The organism is Nocardia sp. PE-7 (assembly GCF_030486425.1).
Classification (GTDB): domain Bacteria; phylum Actinomycetota; class Actinomycetes; order Mycobacteriales; family Mycobacteriaceae; genus Nocardia; species Nocardia salmonicida_A.
In genome coordinates, this window is record NZ_CP129614.1 from 7,141,881 (window position 1) to 7,160,356 (window position 18,476).

Sequence of the window (18,476 nt, forward strand, 5' to 3'; positions counted from 1 at the left end):
TTATCCACAGGGCTGGTAAAAGTCGGGGGCGTGGGTCTTCGCCGCGCTGTAGCCTTCGTCCATCATGTTGATCCCCCTGCTGCGGACCTATCTGGCCCCGTACCGCGCCCAGTTGGTGGGTGTCGTCGTACTCCAGCTGATCTCGGTTATCGCGATGCTCTACCTGCCCAGTCTCAATGCCGACCTCATCGACAACGGGGTGACCAAGGGCGATATCGGTTACATCTGGACCACCGGTTTGTGGATGCTCGCGGTGAGCTGCGTGCAGATCGTGGCCTCGTCGGCGTCGGTGTATTTCGGCGCGCGGGCGGCGATGGGTGCCGGTCGGGATATGCGCGGTGGCGTGCTGCACCGGGTGGAGACGTTCTCGGCCAGGGAGGTCGGGATGTTCGGCGCGCCGTCGCTGATCACCCGCTCGACCAACGATATCCAGCAGGTCCAACTGCTCATCGTGATGTCGGTGACGATCCTGGTGATGGCGCCGATCATGTGCGTCGGCGGCGTCATCATGGCGTTGCGTGAGGATCTCGCGCTGTCGTGGCTGCTGTTGATCGCGGTGCCCCTGCTCGCTCTGTCCATGGGCACGATCGTGACCAAGATGGTGCCGGGGTTCCGGGAGATGCAGGCCCGGATCGACAGCGTCAACCGGGTGTTGCGCGAGCAGATCACCGGCATCAGGGTGGTGCGCGCGTTCGTGCGTGAGCGGCAGGAGGTCTGGCGCTTCGGAATGGCCAATACCGCGCTCACCGATGCTTCGCTGCGCGTCGGCAAGCTGATGGCGTTGATGTTCCCGACCGTGATGTTGATCAGTAATCTGACCGCCGTCGGGGTGATCTGGTTCGGCGGTCACCATGTGGACAACGGCACGATGCAGATCGGCTCGCTCACCGCGATGCTGTCCTACGTCATGCAGATCCTGATGGCCGTCATGATGGCCTCGTTCCTGGCGATGATGGCCCCGCGTGCGGCGGTCTCCGCCGATCGCATCGGCGCGGTGCTCGAGACCGACTCCTCGGTTCGCCCGCCGCGACTGCCGCAGGTGTTCAACAGCGACCCGGCTACGGTCGACATGCAGTTCGCGGAATTCGCCTACCCCGGCGCGGAGAAGCCGGTGCTGCGCGGTATCCGATTCCAGGTCACGCCCGGTACCACCACAGCCGTCGTCGGTTCGACCGGCGCGGGCAAGACCACACTGATCAACCTGATCCCGCGCCTGATCGACGTCACCGACGGCGCGGTCCACGTCGGCGGCGCCGACGTGCGCCACCTCGACCTCGAACTCCTGCGGAGTGGGATCGGATTGGTGCCGCAGAAGGCCTACTTGTTCTCCGGCACCATCGCGACCAACCTGCGCTACGGCAAGCCCGACGCCACCGACGAAGAACTCTGGCACGCGCTCGAGGTCGCCCAGGCGGCCGATTTCGTGAGTGAGATGCCACAGGGTCTCGACACTCCGGTGGCCCAGGGCGGCACCACGGTATCGGGCGGTCAGCGCCAGCGGTTGTGTATCGCCCGCGCGCTGGTGCGTCGGCCGCGCATCTACCTGTTCGACGATTCCTTCTCCGCGCTCGATGTCGCCACCGACGCCCGGCTGCGCGCCGCGCTGAAGCCCGAGACCGCCGACGCGTCGGTGATCATCGTGGCCCAGCGGATTCAGACGATTCGCGATGCCGACCAGATCGTCGTGCTCGAAGACGGTGCGATGGCGGGCATCGGTACCCATGAGCAATTGATGCAGCGCTGCTCGGAGTACCGCGAGATCGTCGAGTCCCAGCTGAGCGTGGAGGAAGCCCGATGAGGCCAGGCGCACCCGTTCCCGGAGCGCCGGGAACCAAGGCCAAGTCGTTCAAACCGTCGCTGAAGCGGCTGCTGAGCAGGCTGGCTCCCGAGAAGTTCACCGTCGGCCTGATCGTCGCGTTGGTGATCACCTCCGTGGTGCTCAATACGCTCGGCCCTTATCTGCTCGGCAAGGCGACGAACCTGGTGTTCGACGGCTTCGTCGGCAAGCAGCTCGAACCCGGGCTCACCAAGGACCAGACCATCGAGCTGCTGCGCGAGCAGGGCCAGACCACCCGCGCCGACATGCTCTCGGCGATGAACGTGATCCCCGGTACCGGCATAGATTTCGACGCTGTCGGGCGCGTGCTGATGCTCGTGCTCGCGCTGTACGTGGCCGCCGCGGTATTCGGGTGGCTGCAGGGCTACCTGCTCAATATCGCCATCAACCGGACCGTGAAGCGGTTGCGCGACGACGTGGAGCAGAAGCTGCACCGGCTGCCGCTGCGCTACTTCGACACCGCACCACGCGGTGACGTGCTCAGCCGCGTCACCAACGACGTCGACAATGTCTCGCAGAGCTTGCAGCAGACGATGAGTCAGCTGCTCGTCTCGCTGTTCTCCGTGATCGGCATCCTGATCATGATGTTCTGGATCTCGCCGCTGCTGGCGCTGATCGCGCTGCTCACCGTGCCCGCCGCGATCGTGGTCACCGCGCAGATCGCCAAGCGATCCAAGCCGCACTTCGTCAACCAGTGGAAGTTCACCGGCGAGGTGAACTCCTCGGTGGAAGAGGCCTACACCGGCCACGAGATCATCACCGCGTTCGGTCGCGGTCGCGAGGTCGGCGAGGAATTCGACCACCGCAATCAGAAGCTCTACGACGCGAGCTTCAAAGCGCAGTTCATCTCCGGCCTGATCATGCCCGCCATCATGTTCCTCGGGAACGTGAACTTCGTGTTCATCGCGCTGATCGGCGGGCTGCGGGTGGCCACCGGCAACCTGTCGCTCGGCGACGTGCAGGCGTTCATCCAGTACTCGCGCCAGTTCAGTCAGCCGCTCACGCAAATCGGCGCGATGGCGAACCTGTTGCAGTCCGGCGTCGCCTCGGCGGAGCGGATCTTCGAGATCCTCGACGCCGAGGAGCAGAGTCCCGATCCGCTGGTGGAGAATTCGCGCCCGGTCGATCGTGGGCGGGTGGAGTTCGAGGCGGTGTCCTTCGGCTACAGCCCGGAAACGCCTGTCATCGAACGGCTTTCGCTGGTCGCCGATCCCGGTCACGTGGTCGCCATCGTCGGGCCCACCGGCGCGGGCAAGACCACCCTGGTGAACCTGCTGATGCGCTTCTACGAACTCGACGCGGGCACCATCGCGATCGACGACGTCGATATCACCACCATCACCCGCGACCACCTGCGCTCGCGCATCGGCATGGTGTTGCAGGACACCTGGCTGTTCAAGGGCACCATCCGCGAGAACATCGCCTACGGAAACCCGACGGCTTCCGAAGCCGATATCCAGGCCGCGGCCCGCGCCGCCTACGTGGACCGGTTCGTGCACTCGCTGCCCAACGGGTACGACACGGTCATCGACGAAGAGGGCGGCGGGGTGAGCGCGGGCGAGAAGCAGTTGATCACGATCGCCCGCGCGTTCCTGGCCAAGCCGTCGATCCTCATCCTGGACGAGGCGACCAGCTCGGTCGATACCCGCACCGAGTCGCTGGTCCAGCACGCCACCGCGGCCCTGCGCCGCGATCGCACCAGTTTCGTGATCGCGCATCGTCTGTCGACGATTCGAGACGCGGATCTGATCGTCGTGATGGACAAGGGCCGCATCGTCGAACACGGCACCCACGACCGGCTGCTAGCCGAGCGCGGACCGTACTACAACCTGTACAACGCCCAGTTCGCGGCGGCTCAGTAATACCGCCGTCTTCGCCCTGGCACGATGGGGCCGTGGCCGACAGCAGTGAGTTCTCCTTCGAAGTAGGCACCCGTCTCGACGGGGGCAGGCATGGTCGGACCGGGGTGATCGGCACCCCACACGGTGAGATCGCCACGCCCGCCTTCATCCCGGTGGGGACGAAGGCGTCGGTGAAGGCCGTCCTGCCGGAGACGATGAAGGAGATCGGGGCACAGGCGCTGCTGGCCAATGCCTATCACCTGTACCTGCAGCCCGGCTCCGATGTGGTCGACGACGCGGGTGGGCTCGGCAAGTTCATGAACTGGCCGGGGCCCACCTTCACCGACAGCGGTGGGTTCCAGGTGATGTCGCTGGGGGTCGGGTTCAAGAAGGTCCTCGCCATGGAGGCCGTGGATATCCGATCCGACCAGGTGATCGCGGCGGGCAAGGAGCGGCTGGCCACCGTCGACGACGACGGGGTCACCTTCCGTTCGCACCTGGACGGTTCGAAGCATCGATTCACGCCCGAGGTGTCGATGGGTATCCAGCACCAGCTGGGGGCCGACATCATGTTCGCCTTCGACGAGCTGACCACCCTGATGAATACCCGCGGCTATCAAGAGAAGTCGTTGCAGCGCACGCACGAATGGGCACAGCGTTGTATCGATGAACACGAACGGCTCACCGCCGCGCGCGGTCATCGGCCGTACCAGGCGCTGTTCGCGGTGATCCAGGGTGCGCAGTACGAGGACCTGCGGCGCAAGGCTTGTCGTGAGCTGGAGACGATCCGGGGTAGCGGCGGAACGGAATTCGACGGCTACGGCATCGGCGGCGCCCTGGAGAAGCACAATCTCGGCACGACCGTGGGGTGGTGCTGTGATGAGCTGCCCGAGTCCAAACCGCGCCACATGCTGGGGATCAGTGAGCCGGAGGACATGTTCACCGCGATCGAGAACGGGGCCGACACCTTCGACTGTGTCAATCCGTCGCGGGTGGCGCGCAATGCCGCGATCTACGTCGACGAGGGTCGTTTCAATATCAACACCGCGCGGTTCCGCCGGGACTTCACGCCGATCGACGAGAACTGTGATTGCTACACCTGCGCGCACTACACCCGCGCCTACCTGCATCACCTGTTCAAGGCCAAGGAGATGCTCTCGGCGACGCTGTGCACGATTCACAACGAGCGCTTCACGATTCGGCTCGTCGATCGGATCAGGGCCAGCATCGAGGGCGGGTACTTCGATGAGTTCAAGAAGGAGTTCTTGGGGCAGTGGCGGGGACGGATCAAGGTGCCGGGGGAATAGGCGGCGGACCTTCCGATCCGCCGCCGGCGCCGCGAACTAGTCGTGGAGTGCGTCGACCTTCGCCGGGGCGTAGGTCGGTTCGGTCTTCTTGAGGATGGCGATGACGCGGTAGGTGATCGGCATGACGAGCACCTCGCACAGGGTCTTCCACAGGAAGCCGACGATGACGTAGTTGATGAACGACTGCCAGGTATTGATGCCGATGGCGGTGGCGGCGATCGAGCAGAAGATCAGGGTGTCGGCGAACTCGCCAACGACGGTGGAACCGATCAGGCGGGCCCACAGGTGCTTTTCCTTGGTGCGCTCCTTGATCAGCACCAGGGTGGCCGAGTTGAGCAACTGGCCGACGAAGTAGCCGGCGAGACCGGCGAGCACCAGCTGGGGGGTGGTGCCGAGGACCGTGCGGAAGGCTTCCTGGTTCTCGTAGAAGCCGGCGGGGGGCAGCTGGATGGCGATATAGAAGCAGCCGACGGTGAGCAGCAGTGCGCCGAAACCGGTGTAGATGGCGTGGCGGGTGGCGCGGAAGCCGTAGACCTCGCTGAGCACGTCGCCGAGGATGTAGGCCAGCGGGAACAGGAAGAAGGCGCCGTCGGTCGCGATCGGCAGGATCTGGATCGGGCCGAGCATCACCGAACTGTCGGTGAAGAACTCCACGCCCTTGGTGGCGCAGATGTTGGAGATGATCAGCGTCGCGGTGAACAGGGCGACGATTACCGGATAGAACCCCCGCGCAACCTGGGCGAATGCCGCATGTTCCGGCGCGGGGTGCCCAGATTCAGCTGGTTTGTCGAGCGAGTTTGTATCAGTCACGCCCCCATTCTCCCAAGACACACCCCGCCCACCACCCGGACCCGGCAAACCCGACATCACTACCCGGAGGGGCCCGCCCCGATCTGGACTGAGTGGAGGGTGCGACGAAGGAGTACCCGGAGGGAGGGAAGATCGGGGGCCCGAAGGGCCCCGACTCGAGCGCACCAGCGCTCAAAAGGCACCGATGGAATACCCTGTAGCAATGACGAATCCCGGCGATTCCGACGAGTGGTGGAAGCAGTACGGCGGCTCCGGCGTGTCTCCGGAGTCCGGCGCGCCGGGTTCGGTGCCGCAGAATCCGACCGCCCAGCCGTCGCAGCCTTCCCAATACCCGTCGTCGCCGCAGTATCCCCAGCAGTCGGCGCCGCCACCCTCGCAGCCGCAGTACCCGCAGCAGCCACCGTCGCAGCCGCAGTACCAGCAGCCCAGCCAGCCGCAGTATCCCCAGCAGCCGCCCGCCTACGGGCAGCCTCCTGCCTACGGCGGTTATCCGGCCGCGGGTGCCTATCAGCCGTACGGGCAGTACCCGCAGCCGCAGGGCACCAACGGGCTGGCGATCGGCGCGCTGGTCTCCTCGCTGATCGGCCTGTGCAGCTGTGGCCTCGGCGCGATCGTCGGCATCATCCTCGGCGTGATGGCGCTCAACCAGATCAAGGAGCGCGGCGGCGAAGGTAAGGGCATGGCGCAGGCAGGCATCTGGATCGGTGTCGCCGCGATCGTGGGCTGGATCCTCTACATCCTGTTCTTCGTGGTGCTCGGCATCGCTGGTGGCCTGGATTCGTCCACGACCTACTGACGTCGAAAGCAGCAGGGGCGCTTCCGGAATCCGGAAGCGCCCCTGCTGCTTTTCGTCAGGTGAAGGTATCAGCCCTTGACGACCTGCGTGCCGCCGGCGAACTTGTCGTGCCAGCCCTGATTGTTCGGGTCGTTGCTGATCGTGACCATGATGTAGATGGCAAGGCCGAGGCTGACGAGGCCACCGACGCAGGGGATCAGGCCGACGATCGTGAACAGGTTGCGCTTGAGAGACTGCTCAGGCGTCAGGCTCGGCGCACCGCCGGGGGCGAGCACGCGCAGGCCGAGGATCTTCTTGCCCAGTGTCTGACCGTTCTGCGTGACCTCCATGGCCACGAAGTAACCGTAGATGGCCAGCGACAAGATCAGAGTGGTGATGATCTGGCCGCCGGTGCCACTGCCGACGATGAGCCCGAGCAGGATCGCGACGGGGATGCCGACGATCAGGTAATCGATCAGACGTGCACCGATCCGGATTCCCAGGTCCGCGGACTGCACGCCGCCGAAGCCCTGCTGCTGACCGTACTGGCCCTGCGGCTGACCGTACTGACCCTGCTGCGGGTAGCCCTGCTGCTGACCGTACGGGTCCTGCCCGTAGGCCGGCTGCTGCTGACCGTAGGGGTCCGGCTGGCCGTAACCGGGCTGGGGCGCCCCGCCGTGTCCGGGCTGGCCGTACGGCTGCTGCTGGCCGTAGCCGGGCTGCGGCTGCTGCTGGCCGTAGGGGTCCTGGCCGTAGCCGCCGGGCTGACCGCCCTGCGGGTACTGGTTGGGGTCGTAACCACCGCTGGTCATAATCTCAGTCCTCGTATTGATCTTCTAGATCGGTCAATGCGTACGTTACGGACATCCCTCTGGTCGGAACAACCCGATAGGCTCGAGTATCCACGGTTTCTCAGGGATGCGTGTGGGGTCGAAAACTTCGCGTAGTTCGGCAGTGGTCCGCGCGGTGTATCCGAGGGACTCCGTGATCGCCGCCACCACGTCCTCGGGAGTGTGACCGAGGGCGCGTTGATCCGAAAGGCTCACGGCTCCGTCACGTTTCGCGAGCCGTTTGCCTTCTTCGTTGAGCACCAGCGGTACGTGGGCGTAGGTCGGAGCGGTGAGTCCGAGCAGTTCCGCGAGATAGGCCTGGCGCGGGGTGGACGGCAGGAGGTCGTCGCCGCGAACCACCTGGTCGACGCCTTGGGCGGCGTCGTCGACGACGACGGTGAGGTTGTAGGCGGGGATACCGTCGCCGCGGCGCAGCACCAAATCGTCGACAGCGCCGCGATATCGGCCGTGCAGCAGATCGGTGATCTCGTACTCGCTGACCTCGGCGCGCAATCGCACTGCGCCGGTGCGCCCTTCGGCCCGCTTGGCCGCGCGCTCGGCTTCGGTCAGCTGACGGCAGGTGCCGGGGTAGGCGCCCATCGGCCCGTGCGGCGCGGTGGCGGCCTGCTGGATTTCGCGTCTGGTGCAGAAGCATTCATACGTGCGTCCGGCCGCGGTGAGTTCGGCGACAGCGGCCGCGTAGACCGGCAGCCGGTCGGATTGGTAGACCACCGGGCCGTCCCAATCGATACCGATCGCGGCGAGGTCGTCGAGCTGGCGTTGCGCGGCGCCGGGCCGAACGCGGTCCAGATCGTCGACACGAATCAGGAACTCACGCTCCGAGGTTCGCGCGAAAAGCCAGGCGAGCACCGCGGTACGCAGGTTTCCCACGTGCAGCTCGCCCGAAGGGCTCGGCGCGTAGCGGCCCGCGCCTCGACTGGTTGGCACCTCTCGATCCTAGGTGGGCTCTCGGCACAGCCGCGTCCGTAGCCGTTCCTCGGCGATGGCGTCACCGGTATCGAGCGCGACGAGCAGCTCCTGCGCGTGCGCGATGAGCCCGGCGCGGTCGACATCGTGCTGCTGGGCATTCGCCGGATAGGACCCGAGCCGCTCACTCGCGCGACGCAGCAGAGTACCCGCGCCTTTGGCGTTGCCCCGCTGGATGTGGGTGAGCCCGACGGCGTATTGAGCCAGCCCCTGCCAGAGCATCCGTTCGGCAACCGGCCCGTTCTTCCACGCTGCCTCCAATACCTCGTGGGCATTGAATGCCAATCCGTCGTCCAGCAGTTGCTGAGCGAAGGTCAGAGTTTGCTGGGGCCCCAGTGCGAGATCGTCGGGTATTCGGGCGACTCCGGCACTGCCGGGAGGCAGCGGTCGGCCGAGTCGATCGCGGGGGCGGTCGTTACGGGCACGACCTGCGGTGTCACGGTCACGGGAGATCATTCCCCCATGATCCACGCCCGCCCTCGATGGTGCTCATGTGACTGTTGGGACGCTCGAGAAATTGACGTATCACGGACTAATCACATGGAAGTAATTGGGGATGTGTCAACCGGATCAGGAATGGGTAAGAGGGGCTGGCAATGCCCCCGCAAACGTGAGGCTTCGCAAGCTTGGCAAAACGATATGAGAAAGCAAATTCTCTTCCGCAACATTGCGGAAGACCTGCTAGTGTTTCTTCCGCGGGGGCAGCCCCCGGAGGCGGAAACGCCTCGATGCGCTGGTTCGTGCCGGTCAGTTGCGCGCGCCGTGTGGCAGTGCCTTGTGTGCCACGAAGTAACTCATCGGTCGCGCCGGATTTCGGAATTTTGCAACGATTCCAGGAGTTATCCCCTCCTTCTCGATGAACCAAAGGAGCAAGTGCCGTGGAAGTTGATGTGACCGACGCTGTGTGGCGGAAGAGCACCTACAGCGGACCCGATGGGAACTGCGTCGAAGTAGCTTTTCTCGCCGGCGGCGAAATCGCCGTTCGCGACACCAAGGATCGCGGCCGCGGACCCGTGCTGGCCTTCGGTCCAGGGCAGTGGCGAGCTTTTCTCTCCGATGTCACCGCGGGAGAGTTCACACGCGGCTGAGCCGCGAGATGCATCTCGAATGGGCAACATCGGCCCCGAGTCGAGCGGACTCGGGGCCTTCTCAGTGACGTCGGAGGTGTGGCCTATCGTGGCCGGATGACCACGATGGCCGCGCGTGACGCGACGATGTACTGGCTGTCACGCCGCACCGTCAACGACGTGTTCCTGCTCTACTCTTTCGCCGAAACCGATACCGCCACTGACGAACTCCGTGATTTCGTCGCCGCGCGTGCCGCACGCATTCCGGATCTGCGGATCCGGTTGGAGCAGATACCGGGCGATCTCGGCTATCCGCGCTGGGTTCCGGCTGAATTCACGTCCCAGCAATTCATCCACCACCGCCCGGACGGCCTGTCATGGCAGGCGTTGCTCGCGGAGCTGGGCGAACTCCTGGGTACCGGCGTCGTCGCGACCGAATATCCCTGGCGCATCCATGTTTTCCGGGCGGTCCACGGTGCCCCGCGATCGACGGAGCCCGTTGTGGTGGTGGTGCTGCAGCTTTCGCACGCCCTCGCCGACGGAACCCGTGCCGCTGCCATCGCGCGAGCGCTCTTCGGGACGGTTGTGGATGATGCCGTTGTCCACAGCACACCCGGTGCGCCTGTGGATAACTCGGCATATCACCCGGTCGGACCTGCCCAAACTTCCACACCGCCTGTGGATTCCTGTGGACAAACCTGTGGATGGATTGCGCGACGGGTAGATCCGAGAGTGATTGGAGTGCTGCGCTTTCCCGGACAGTTGGCCGCGACCGTGTGGCGCGGGCGGGCCGCGTACCTGGCCCAGCGAGAATTGGCTGACCGGACGGCCGCGGGCGAAGTCCCGGCGGCCGCAGCCGGATTCGCGCCGAGTGCGCTGAATCCGGCCTCCCCGGTCGCCGATCACACTGTGCGAATGCTGGTCGTCGATGTGGACGACCTACGCATTCCGGGTAAAACCGTCACTGTTGTTGCACTGACGGCGATTTCGTCCGCACTGGTCGACTACCTCGCCGAGCGCGGTGAGCGACCGGAACGGCTCGGGACGGCGCTACCGATGGCTCTTCCGGCGCCGAGCAAGGCACGCAACAACTACCGCGGACTGTCCATCGACCTGCACATCGACGAATTCGACCTGTGTCTGCGCGCGAATCTCATCGCCGATGACCTCGCCACCCGTCGCAAACGGGCGCTCGATCCGCTGCTCTCCGTGCAGGATCGAGTCGGCGAGGTGGTTCCCGCTGTGCTGGCGGTGCGTGATGTCGAACGCGCCGATCTGGACGACGTTCCCGCGATGCTCGACGGCAACACCGTCGTCTCCAGCGTCTACCGCGGCCAGGACGATCTCGCCTTCGCCGGTGGCCCGGTCCTGTTCACCGGTGGTTTCCCCGCCCTCGGTAGCGTCATGCATCTCACCCACGGGGTGCACGGAATCGGTGAAACCATCACGCTGTCCGTACATTCCGATCCACAGGTGATACCCGATCCCGACCGCTACCTGCGACTTCTGGCCGAGTCGCTGGACAGGGTCGTCGCCGCGCACCGCTGAGCAGGGATCACCGCGCGTCCGATGTCACCGAATTCGTCCGGGGCCGGAGCTGTTTCCCGCCCGGTTCAGCTCGGCGCCCACCGCGAGCAGCGCCGAGCGCACAGCCGTCGCCGCATCGGTTCCCGCGGCTTCGCCCTCGATCACGCCGTCGATCCGGAATGGGCAGAAGTATCCGGTTCCGCTGTCTCCCTGGTGTGGTCGTCCGATCTCGATGAGCGGGCCCGTTCGGTGTGCGGCGGCGATCGCGGCCGCGAGTGCGGCGTCGGCGGCTCGCGGATCACGTCGGCGAGTGCCGGGTAGCGCGGGCTTCGATTGCGCGTGTACCCGCTCGTACCAGGCGATCACCTCGAAAGATGCTGCTCGCGCACCGGTTTCGTAGTGGCCGAGCGCCGCCCTGCTGTACGGAACGCGAGTGGCCAACGCGGCCAATGACAACCCCGCCTCTTCCCGCAGTCGCCGCAACCGAGCTCCGACGATGCCGTTCCCCTGCTCGCCCCGACTGGACATGGACTCATCGTAGAGAACTGTAGACGTTTGTAGACGCTTTTTGCTGTCCAAAAGGTCTTGACGGCGACCATACTTCTCGTGGCGGCTCAGAAGCCACAATACCGCGCCACTCGTGCAAGCACTGACTCGTTCGGAGGGGAACCGATGGAGATCTTTCTGTGGATTGCTCTGGGGCTGTTGGTATTCGGGGCGCTGTGCCGCTACCTACTACTGCTGCCGCCCGAGGACGACGGGCGTCCGAGCGTCGCCGAGATCCGGCGGCGGCTTCAGGCCGAGCGAGAGGGGCCGGGCCACGACTCGACACTGCCGTCGGTGCGCAGCATTTCCGCCAGAAGCTTTTCGGCGTCGGACTTCTCCCGCGCCAGGACGCTCCAGCCGCGCACCAGACCGTCGGGGCCCGATTTCGTCGTCCACGAGCCGACGGCATGAGCACCCTGGGGATGGAGCGAGTAATAGATGGTGCCGACCGGGAAGGCGATATCCATGCCGCGCACCCAGCCGGTGAGCGCCTCGCCCTCCCAGACCCGCATCTCGCCACGCACCTGGGTGATCGGGTCCGATTCAGGCGCAGGCGATTCGGCGGCCGAGTCGAGCATCAGATGGTCGCCCTCGTGCCGAATGGTCACCGCCGCTACCTCGACCTCGTCCGGGTGGTTCGCCGGTTTCTGCCAGGCTGCCCACCAGTGACCCGCCAGGTCGACGCGGTTGTCCACGATGCCGGCGAGCTCCGCCAGCGAGACCTGCAGCGCGTCGGCCAAGCGGACCGCGACCGGCAGCGTCGGCGATTGCTCTTCGGACTCGTACCTGGTGATCTGGCGCGAGCTCACCCCGATCGCGGTGGCCAGCGCGGGCTGCGAGAGCCCGAGCAGCCTGCGCCGCTCCTGGATCACCTTCCCCGTCCCGGTGTTCATACAGTCATCGCCTCCATTGCCTGCCCCTCCCGTCACACCCTGCTGGACACATCCGCACCAGACCCGCCGATATCGCGGGCCGCCGTCCTCCGTCACGAAGACCACTGGCGCGCCGCACATGCCGACTGTGTGGCCGATTCTTCCATTTCTTCGCTCCAGCAGGCCCGTTTCGTGCTGACTCAGCACAATGGCTGTGGCCCTCGCTGCCTCCAGCACCTGGCCGCGACGGCCTACAGCACCGGACTGATCGACGACATCTGAGGGCGAACTCCAGGTCAGCGGGCCCGACAAGTTGACGAACTGGTTGCGAGACGGCGAAGGCGCTGCGATCGCCGTTACCGTCGAGGTATGAGTGCGGACCCCCTGGCGGAAGGCGACGGCGCCACGATTATCGAACGCCCAGGTCTGCGCCGCCGGTGGTGGCGGTTGCACCGACCGTTCGTGCTGCCGTCGCAGCGCGCCACCGCCGACAACATCGTCGCCGCACCCACCCCGCTGCAGCCGATCGATCTGTCCGACGACGCCGAGGTGTCGCAGGTCCTCGATCTGGCGGTGCGGGTGGGGGAGGTCGTGCTCGCGGCGGGCACCGGTGTCGGCGACACCACCGCGCAGGTCCGCTTCATCGCTTCCACCTACGGTCTCAACAGCTGCGATATCGATGTCACCTTCGACGCGATCCGCATCTGGGCCGACCGAGGACCGCGACTGCCGCCGGCCAGCGATATGCGGGTGGTGAAGTACCGCTCGCTCGACTTCACCCGACTGGCCGCGGTCGACCGGCTCACCCGACGCATCCGCAGCCAGATCGTGCCCGTCGACCAGGCGCACGCCGCCCTCGACGAGCTCATCTCGTCACGGCACCCCTATCCGCGCTGGGTGTCGACGGCGGGCTGGTCGTTGCTCGCGGCGGCGATCGCGGTGCTGCTCGGTGGTGGGTTCATGCTCGCCGCCATCAGTTTCGCGACCACCGCGGTGATCGATGTGGTGAACCGGGTGCTGCATCAGCTCGGTCTGCCGTTGTTCTTCCAGCACATGATCGGCGGTGTCATCGCCGCCGCCCCTGCCATCGCGCTCGCCGCGTTCAGTGACCACTGGCGGGCCGATGCCGCGCTGATCGTGGCCGCGGGGATCACGGTGCTGCTGTCGGGTCTGCAGTTGGTCGGTTCGGTACAGGACGCGATCACCGGCGCGCCGATCACCGCCGCGGCCCGCATGCTCGAAGTGGTGATGATGACCGCCGGCATCGTCGCGGGTATCGGTTTGGCGCTGCGTATTTCGACGATGATGGGGATCGCGGTGCCGGAGATCGCGGCGGGCGCCGGTCGCGACATCGAATATCTGCCGATCAAACTGATCGCCGGTGCCGTCGCGGCGATCGCGTTCGCGCTGGCCTGTTATGCCGAGCGGCGGGCGCTGGTCGCGGCCGGGCTCAGCGGCGCGGGCGGCATCTTGGCCTTCCTCGGCGCGCAGGACATCGGCTTCGGGCCGGTGGTGGCCGCGGGGCTGGCGGCGACGCTGATCGGTCTCGCCGGTGGTCTGATGGCGCGTCGCGCGCTCACGCCGCCGCTGGTCGTCGCGGCCGCCGGAATCACACCGCTGCTGCCGGGTCTGAAGGTGTATCGCGGGCTGTACGCCCTGCTCGAGGACGAAACGCTGCTGGGGTTCGGGCAGATCCTCGGTGCGTTCGGTGTCGGTTGCGCGCTGGCCGCGGGCGTCATTCTCGGTGAATGGTTCGACCGCTTGCTGAGCCGCCGCGGTGCGCCGCGCGACTTCGATCCGACCTACACCAGCGACCGATGAAAGGACCGGTACGCCGGTGGTTCAGATCTGCACGAGGGTGCGAGGCCCGTCGGCCGCGGTGTCGGCGGGCGCCGGGTCCTGGATGCGCGGCTTGCCTGCCGCCCAGCGCATCTGGCTGCGGGCCGCGGGCGCCTCGGTGGCCGCGGGGATGACCAGCAGCGCGAGCGCGGCGCCGTTGCTGCCGACCACGTGCATGATGCGCGCGGCCTGGTCGTTGCGAGCGGTGCTGTCGCCGGATTCACCGGCGGTCCAGTCGAATCCGAGCCGGGCCAGCTTGCCGATCCGCGGTCCGACCGCGGCCACCAACTGGTGCAACTCGGTCATCGGCTGGTCGGTTCGCGGCCACCAGGCGCCGTCGATCGGCCCGGTGGTGGCTGTGCGGTCACGCAGCATCAGCCGGATCTGCCCGGACGCATCGCGCCCGATGCTCGTTTCAGGTGATGTATTCACTTCGTCGTTTACTTTCTGATTTCTGTGCGATCGACGCCGCTCGCGGCACCGATCGGCGCGGTCCGAACTCGGACCGGCGCGAAGGCTGGGTACCCACTGGACTGTGTCGGCACGCACGTAAGTTTTGGGGGCGGCGACGACGGTATGTGGGTGTGGTGGGGGTCTCCCGCACCATCGGGGCTCACTCTACGGAAGCCCACTGACAGATCCACCGATTAAACGAACAGGGCCCCGACCGGCGAACCGATCAGGGCCCTGCTGTTGCGGAGGATAGGGGATTTGAACCCCTGAGGGCGTTAACCCAACCCGCGTTCCAGGCGAGCGCCATAGGCCACTAGGCGAATCCTCCGTGGAGCAGCATAGCGGGTTGCAGGGGGTCGATGCCAAACCGGCCCCCTGCGACGGGTTCTGACCTGCTACTTCTTCAAAGCTGCCAGCACCTTGCGGACCTGCGTCTCGGCGGCGGTGCGCATGGCCGCCTTGTCGACGGTGCGCATCGTCGACACCTCGATCTCCACCTTCACCGAGATATTGCTGTCGTGCGCGGCCACCACGACGGAGTAATCGCTCGGGATGGAACCGTAGGTGTGCTGCTCGCTGGCGTAGTACGCCTCCGTGCCGAGACCGCTCACCGGGCCGTGGTCGTAGTCCTTGCCGGTGGTCTTGGTGTCGTAGCCCTTCCAGCGCGCGTAGTCGGACTCGGTCTCGCTCTCGGTCTTGAACTCGACCTCGAGCCCCAGGCTCGCGTCGTTGGCGTTGCGGCCCGACTCCTTGTTCTTGGCGTCACAGTCGTAGGAGCCGCCACCGATGTACTCCGACGGTCCGCGCTCAGTGTGGGTGGTCGTCTCACGGGTGGACGACCATTGGTTCAGCACCGTGAGATCGACCAGGTCGCAGGCGTTCTTGCCGTCCTTGTAGACGTAGCTGCCCGCCCACTTGTCCGGATCGGGTCCGAAGGGGTTGTCGTCGACTTTGTTGGCCGTGAACGCGATCAACCCGATCACGAGCGCGCCGACCGCGACGATGGCGCCGCCGACGATCCACCACACCGCCTTGTTGCCCGACGAGGGCGGCCGCGGCGGAGGTGCGCCCCACTGCGGCTGCGGCGCCTGATAAGCGCCGGCTTGCGGATGCGCGTACTGCTGCGGGTACGGCTGGGGGTTCGCGCCGCTCTGGTAGGGCCCGGGCGGGGCGGTGTACGGCTGTGGGTTCGCGCCGCTTTGATACGGCGTGGGCGGTGCGGTGTACGGACCGGGCGCGCCGATATTGCCGCGCAGCACGGTCGGGTCGGCTTGTGCGGGGTTCTGACCTGCGCCTTCGCCTGGCCGTTCCCACCACGCGACAGTGGGATCGGACGGCGGCACACCGTCGCCGGGTGGTTGTTGATTCGGGCCGGTCACGAGCGGGCCCCCTCTCCAGTCATGGGGAACCGGAACCCCCCGCTGCCGATATCGGATAGATCGTAGCCAGCGTCACCGACGGGGCGGCGGTTATACGGCTGCGTACACTCGAGGATCGACTGGTCGGGTGTGGTCGTCGTCGATGGATATGAGGTGGAACACGTCGTGGGTACCGCGCGAACTCCCCGGATCAGATGGGTCGAGGAAGGTCTGGCCGTGCTGGCGTCCTCGGGCGTCGACGCGGTCCGGATCGAGGCGCTGGCCAAACGCATCGGCGTGACCAAGGGCGGGTTCTACGGCTACTTCGCCGACCGCGACGCGCTGCTCACCGCGATGCTCGACGTATGGGAGAACGAGGCGACCGATCAGGTGCTCGACCACGTCGAGCACGCGGGCCTCGACCCGAAGACCAAGGCGCGCGTGGCCGGGCTGCTCACGTTCTCCAGTCATCGTCTGCTCCCGATCGACCTGGCGATCCGCGACTGGGCTCGCCGCGACGACGACGTCGCCGAACGCCTGCGCCGCGTCGACAACAAGCGAATGGCGTTGCTGCGCGAGACAATCGGCGTGTTCTGCGAAGATCCCGACGAGGTGGAAGCCAGGAGCCTGCTCGCCTTCTGCGCCACCATCGGCAGCCACTTCCTCGCCGCCGATCACGAGGGCCGCACCCGCGTCGAGGTGCTCACGCGGGCCGCCGACCTGCTGTTCGAAGACCGGAATCGCTAGTAGGCAGAACTACCGCTACACTGGCCGACGGATCCCGCGCGGCGAGCATCCTGTGAACTCCCCCAGGGCCGGAAGGCAGCAAGGGTCAACGGGCTCTGCCGGGTGCGCGGGGTCCCCTTTAGTTTCCGGGGGACCCTTCTCCGACTGATCGGCCTACGCACCTTCGCAGCGTGCGAGCCTGATCCGGGTACGGATACCCCACCGATTCCGAGCAGCCGCCGGGTAACGTTGCGGAAGTCAGCACGCGCAGCGTGCACACCCCCCTTGCTGCTTCGAAAGGCTGCCCAGGATGCCCCGGCAAACGCAGATCGGTTTGATGAGCCACGAGGAACTCGTGTCCGAGCACGAGTCCCAGACCGCGAATTACGCGACGCTCAGAACCGAGAAGCTCACGCTGGATCTCACCCGAGGTAAGCCGTCGCCGGAACAACTCGACCTGTCCGTATCGCTGCTCTCCCTGCCTGGCGACGGTGACTTCCGCGACAGCTCGGGCACCGACTGCCGCAACTACGGCGGCCTCACCGGCCTGCCGGAACTGCGCGCGATCTTCGGCGAACTGCTCGGCATCCCGGTCGAGCGGCTGCTGGCGGGCAACAACGCCAGCCTCGAGATCATGCACGACCTCATCGTGTTCTCGATGCTCTACGGCACCCCCGACTCCCCGCGCCGCTGGGCCGACGAGCCGATCAAGTGGTTGTGTCCTGCCCCCGGCTACGACCGTCACTTCGCCATCACCGAGGCGCTCGGCATCGAGATGATCACCATCCCGATGCGCCACGACGGCCCCGACACCCACGCCATCGCGACGCTACTGGCGAACGATCCGCAGATCAAGGGCCTGTGGGCGGTGCCGAACTACTCCAACCCCACCGGTGTCGTCTACTCCGAAGAGGTTGTCCGCGAGCTGGTTTCGATGCCCGCCGCCGCGCCGGACTTCCGCCTGTTCTGGGACAACGCCTACGCGGTGCACCCGCTCACCGATACCGCGGCCCCGGTGATCGACGTACTCGGCCTGGCCGAGGCGGCGGGCAACCCGAACCGGCCGCTGGTGTTCGCGTCGACCTCCAAGATCACCTTCGCCGGTGCGGGCGTGAGCTTCTTCGGAGCGTCGCAGGCCAATATCGACTGGTACCTGTCGCATGCCTCGAAGAAGAGCATCGGCCCCGACAAGCTCAACCAGCTGCGGCACCTGCGCTTCTTCACCGATGCCGAAGGCGTGCGTGAACACATGCAGAAGCACCGCGCGCTGCTCGAACCCAAGTTCGCGCTCGTGCGCCGCATTCTGGAAGACCGCCTCGGCGCCTCGAAGGTGGCGTCGTGGACCGAACCCAAGGGCGGCTACTTCATCAGCCTCGATGTGCTCGACGGCACCGCGGCTCGGGTGATCGCGCTGGCCAAGGAAGCCGGCATCGCGCTCACCGCCGCGGGCTCGGCCTTCCCGTACAGCAAGGATCCCGAGGACAAGAACATCCGCATCGCCCCCAGCTTCCCGCGGCTGCCGGAGCTGGAGAAGGCGATGGACGGATTGGCGACCTGCGTGCTGCTCGCAGCGACCGAAAAGCTGCTCGAGAGCTGAACTGTAGGAGCGCTGGCGCGCTCGAGGCGGGGCCCTTCGGGCCCCTGATCTTCCCTCCCTCCGGGCACTCCTTCGTCGCACCCTCCACTCAGTCCAGATCAGGG

The 18,476-nt window shown here is 66.2% G+C and carries 17 protein-coding genes, 1 tRNA gene and 1 other RNA gene; 10 read left to right on the forward strand and 9 right to left on the reverse strand.

All coding sequences use genetic code 11. The features are described 5' to 3' along the window. Positions 1-64: 64 nt before the first annotated feature. The 3 genes from QX204_RS33380 to tgt are packed head-to-tail and all read left to right on the forward strand — an operon-like array spanning position 65 to position 4,985. Positions 65-1,798 (forward strand): ABC transporter ATP-binding protein, encoded by a 1,734-nt coding sequence (locus QX204_RS33380; protein WP_301904436.1) that lies wholly within the window; start codon positions 65-67, stop codon positions 1,796-1,798. Then, positions 1,795-3,699 (forward strand): ABC transporter ATP-binding protein, encoded by a 1,905-nt coding sequence (locus tag QX204_RS33385; RefSeq protein ID WP_301904437.1) that lies wholly within the window; start codon positions 1,795-1,797, stop codon positions 3,697-3,699. The genes QX204_RS33380 and QX204_RS33385 overlap by 4 nt, the downstream gene beginning before the upstream one ends. A gap of 32 nt (positions 3,700-3,731) precedes the next feature. Then, complete coding sequence (tgt, locus tag QX204_RS33390) at positions 3,732-4,985, forward strand: tRNA guanosine(34) transglycosylase Tgt (RefSeq protein ID WP_301904438.1); 1,254 nt, start codon at positions 3,732-3,734, stop codon at positions 4,983-4,985. 36 nt (positions 4,986-5,021) lie between these two features. Here tgt and QX204_RS33395 read toward each other — a convergent pair whose 3' ends face one another. Then, positions 5,022-5,795 carry a queuosine precursor transporter gene (locus QX204_RS33395; protein ID WP_056822071.1) on the reverse strand — a complete coding sequence of 258 codons (774 nt, stop codon included), beginning with the start codon at positions 5,793-5,795 and terminating at the stop codon, positions 5,022-5,024. Between the two features lie 202 nt (positions 5,796-5,997). On the opposite strand from QX204_RS33395, the gene QX204_RS33400 reads away from it, so the two are divergent. After that, positions 5,998-6,591 (forward strand): DUF4190 domain-containing protein, encoded by a 594-nt coding sequence (locus QX204_RS33400; RefSeq protein WP_301904439.1) that lies wholly within the window; start codon positions 5,998-6,000, stop codon positions 6,589-6,591. 68 nt (positions 6,592-6,659) lie between these two features. Here QX204_RS33400 and QX204_RS33405 read toward each other — a convergent pair whose 3' ends face one another. From QX204_RS33405 to QX204_RS33415, 3 genes are read right to left on the reverse strand one after another with little or no spacing between them, the layout of a single operon-like run. Then, positions 6,660-7,382, reverse strand: coding sequence for an RDD family protein (locus QX204_RS33405; RefSeq protein WP_301904440.1), 723 nt, complete (start codon positions 7,380-7,382; stop codon positions 6,660-6,662). A 45-nt stretch (positions 7,383-7,427) separates the two neighbouring features. Then, on the reverse strand, positions 7,428-8,348 hold the full coding sequence (gene gluQRS / locus QX204_RS33410) for a tRNA glutamyl-Q(34) synthetase GluQRS (protein ID WP_301904441.1): 921 nt from the start codon (positions 8,346-8,348) through the stop codon (positions 7,428-7,430). A 9-nt stretch (positions 8,349-8,357) separates the two neighbouring features. Then, on the reverse strand, positions 8,358-8,843 hold the full coding sequence (locus QX204_RS33415; protein WP_301904443.1) for a DUF309 domain-containing protein: 486 nt from the start codon (positions 8,841-8,843) through the stop codon (positions 8,358-8,360). A 422-nt stretch (positions 8,844-9,265) separates the two neighbouring features. Here QX204_RS33415 and QX204_RS33420 point away from each other — a divergent pair, with 422 nt between their 5' ends. Continuing rightward, positions 9,266-9,475, forward strand: coding sequence for a DUF397 domain-containing protein (locus QX204_RS33420; protein WP_301904444.1), 210 nt, complete (start codon positions 9,266-9,268; stop codon positions 9,473-9,475). Positions 9,476-9,571: 96 nt separating this feature from the next. Beyond that, on the forward strand, positions 9,572-11,002 hold the full coding sequence (locus tag QX204_RS33425) for a WS/DGAT domain-containing protein (protein WP_301904445.1): 1,431 nt from the start codon (positions 9,572-9,574) through the stop codon (positions 11,000-11,002). A 24-nt stretch (positions 11,003-11,026) separates the two neighbouring features. Here QX204_RS33425 and QX204_RS33430 read toward each other — a convergent pair whose 3' ends face one another. Both QX204_RS33430 and QX204_RS33435 read right to left on the reverse strand, forming a co-directional pair. Next, positions 11,027-11,509: a helix-turn-helix domain-containing protein gene (locus tag QX204_RS33430; protein ID WP_301904446.1), complete on the reverse strand. Its 483-nt coding sequence runs from the start codon at positions 11,507-11,509 to the stop codon at positions 11,027-11,029. 266 nt (positions 11,510-11,775) lie between these two features. Further along, complete coding sequence (locus QX204_RS33435; protein WP_301904447.1) at positions 11,776-12,420, reverse strand: helix-turn-helix domain-containing protein; 645 nt, start codon at positions 12,418-12,420, stop codon at positions 11,776-11,778. 348 nt (positions 12,421-12,768) lie between these two features. Between QX204_RS33435 and QX204_RS33440 the strand changes: the two genes are divergently transcribed. Continuing rightward, on the forward strand, positions 12,769-14,220 hold the full coding sequence (locus QX204_RS33440; protein ID WP_301904448.1) for a threonine/serine exporter family protein: 1,452 nt from the start codon (positions 12,769-12,771) through the stop codon (positions 14,218-14,220). Positions 14,221-14,241: 21 nt separating this feature from the next. Here the strand turns inward: QX204_RS33440 and QX204_RS33445 are convergent, their stop codons facing one another. From QX204_RS33445 to QX204_RS33455, 3 genes are all read right to left on the reverse strand, one after another. Continuing rightward, positions 14,242-14,670: a DUF5994 family protein gene (locus tag QX204_RS33445; RefSeq protein WP_301904449.1), complete on the reverse strand. Its 429-nt coding sequence runs from the start codon at positions 14,668-14,670 to the stop codon at positions 14,242-14,244. Between the two features lie 264 nt (positions 14,671-14,934). Next, positions 14,935-15,019 (reverse strand) — tRNA-Ser (locus tag QX204_RS33450). 67 nt (positions 15,020-15,086) lie between these two features. After that, positions 15,087-16,070, reverse strand: coding sequence for a hypothetical protein (locus QX204_RS33455; protein ID WP_301904451.1), 984 nt, complete (start codon positions 16,068-16,070; stop codon positions 15,087-15,089). Positions 16,071-16,223: 153 nt separating this feature from the next. Here QX204_RS33455 and QX204_RS33460 point away from each other — a divergent pair, with 153 nt between their 5' ends. From QX204_RS33460 to QX204_RS33470, 3 genes are all read left to right on the forward strand, one after another. Then, on the forward strand, positions 16,224-16,796 hold the full coding sequence (locus QX204_RS33460; protein WP_301904453.1) for a TetR/AcrR family transcriptional regulator: 573 nt from the start codon (positions 16,224-16,226) through the stop codon (positions 16,794-16,796). Positions 16,797-16,822: 26 nt separating this feature from the next. Then, an RNA gene (gene ffs / locus QX204_RS33465) (signal recognition particle sRNA small type) lies at positions 16,823-16,917 on the forward strand. Positions 16,918-17,085: 168 nt separating this feature from the next. Continuing rightward, the gene (locus QX204_RS33470; RefSeq protein ID WP_062990227.1) at positions 17,086-18,372 is read left to right on the forward strand and encodes an aspartate aminotransferase type Ic; all 1,287 of its coding nucleotides are present in this window, start codon (positions 17,086-17,088) and stop codon (positions 18,370-18,372) included. Positions 18,373-18,476 lie beyond the last annotated feature (104 nt).

Excerpts from the sequence above, each read along its gene's own strand:
- QX204_RS33380 (WP_301904436.1), top strand. The coding sequence starts at position 65 with ATGTTGATCCCCCTGCTGCGGACCTATCTGGCCCCGTACCGCGCCCAG.
- QX204_RS33385 (WP_301904437.1), top strand. The coding sequence starts at position 1,795 with ATGAGGCCAGGCGCACCCGTTCCCGGAGCGCCGGGAACCAAGGCCAAG.
- QX204_RS33400 (WP_301904439.1), top strand. The coding sequence starts at position 5,998 with ATGACGAATCCCGGCGATTCCGACGAGTGGTGGAAGCAGTACGGCGGC.
- QX204_RS33405 (WP_301904440.1), bottom strand. The coding sequence starts at position 7,382 with ATGACCAGCGGTGGTTACGACCCCAACCAGTACCCGCAGGGCGGTCAG.
- QX204_RS33415 (WP_301904443.1), bottom strand. The coding sequence starts at position 8,843 with ATGATCTCCCGTGACCGTGACACCGCAGGTCGTGCCCGTAACGACCGC.
- QX204_RS33425 (WP_301904445.1), top strand. The coding sequence starts at position 9,572 with ATGACCACGATGGCCGCGCGTGACGCGACGATGTACTGGCTGTCACGC.
- QX204_RS33430 (WP_301904446.1), bottom strand. The coding sequence starts at position 11,509 with ATGTCCAGTCGGGGCGAGCAGGGGAACGGCATCGTCGGAGCTCGGTTG.
- QX204_RS33435 (WP_301904447.1), bottom strand. The coding sequence starts at position 12,420 with ATGAACACCGGGACGGGGAAGGTGATCCAGGAGCGGCGCAGGCTGCTC.
- QX204_RS33440 (WP_301904448.1), top strand. The coding sequence starts at position 12,769 with ATGAGTGCGGACCCCCTGGCGGAAGGCGACGGCGCCACGATTATCGAA.
- QX204_RS33470 (WP_062990227.1), top strand. The coding sequence starts at position 17,086 with ATGCCCCGGCAAACGCAGATCGGTTTGATGAGCCACGAGGAACTCGTG.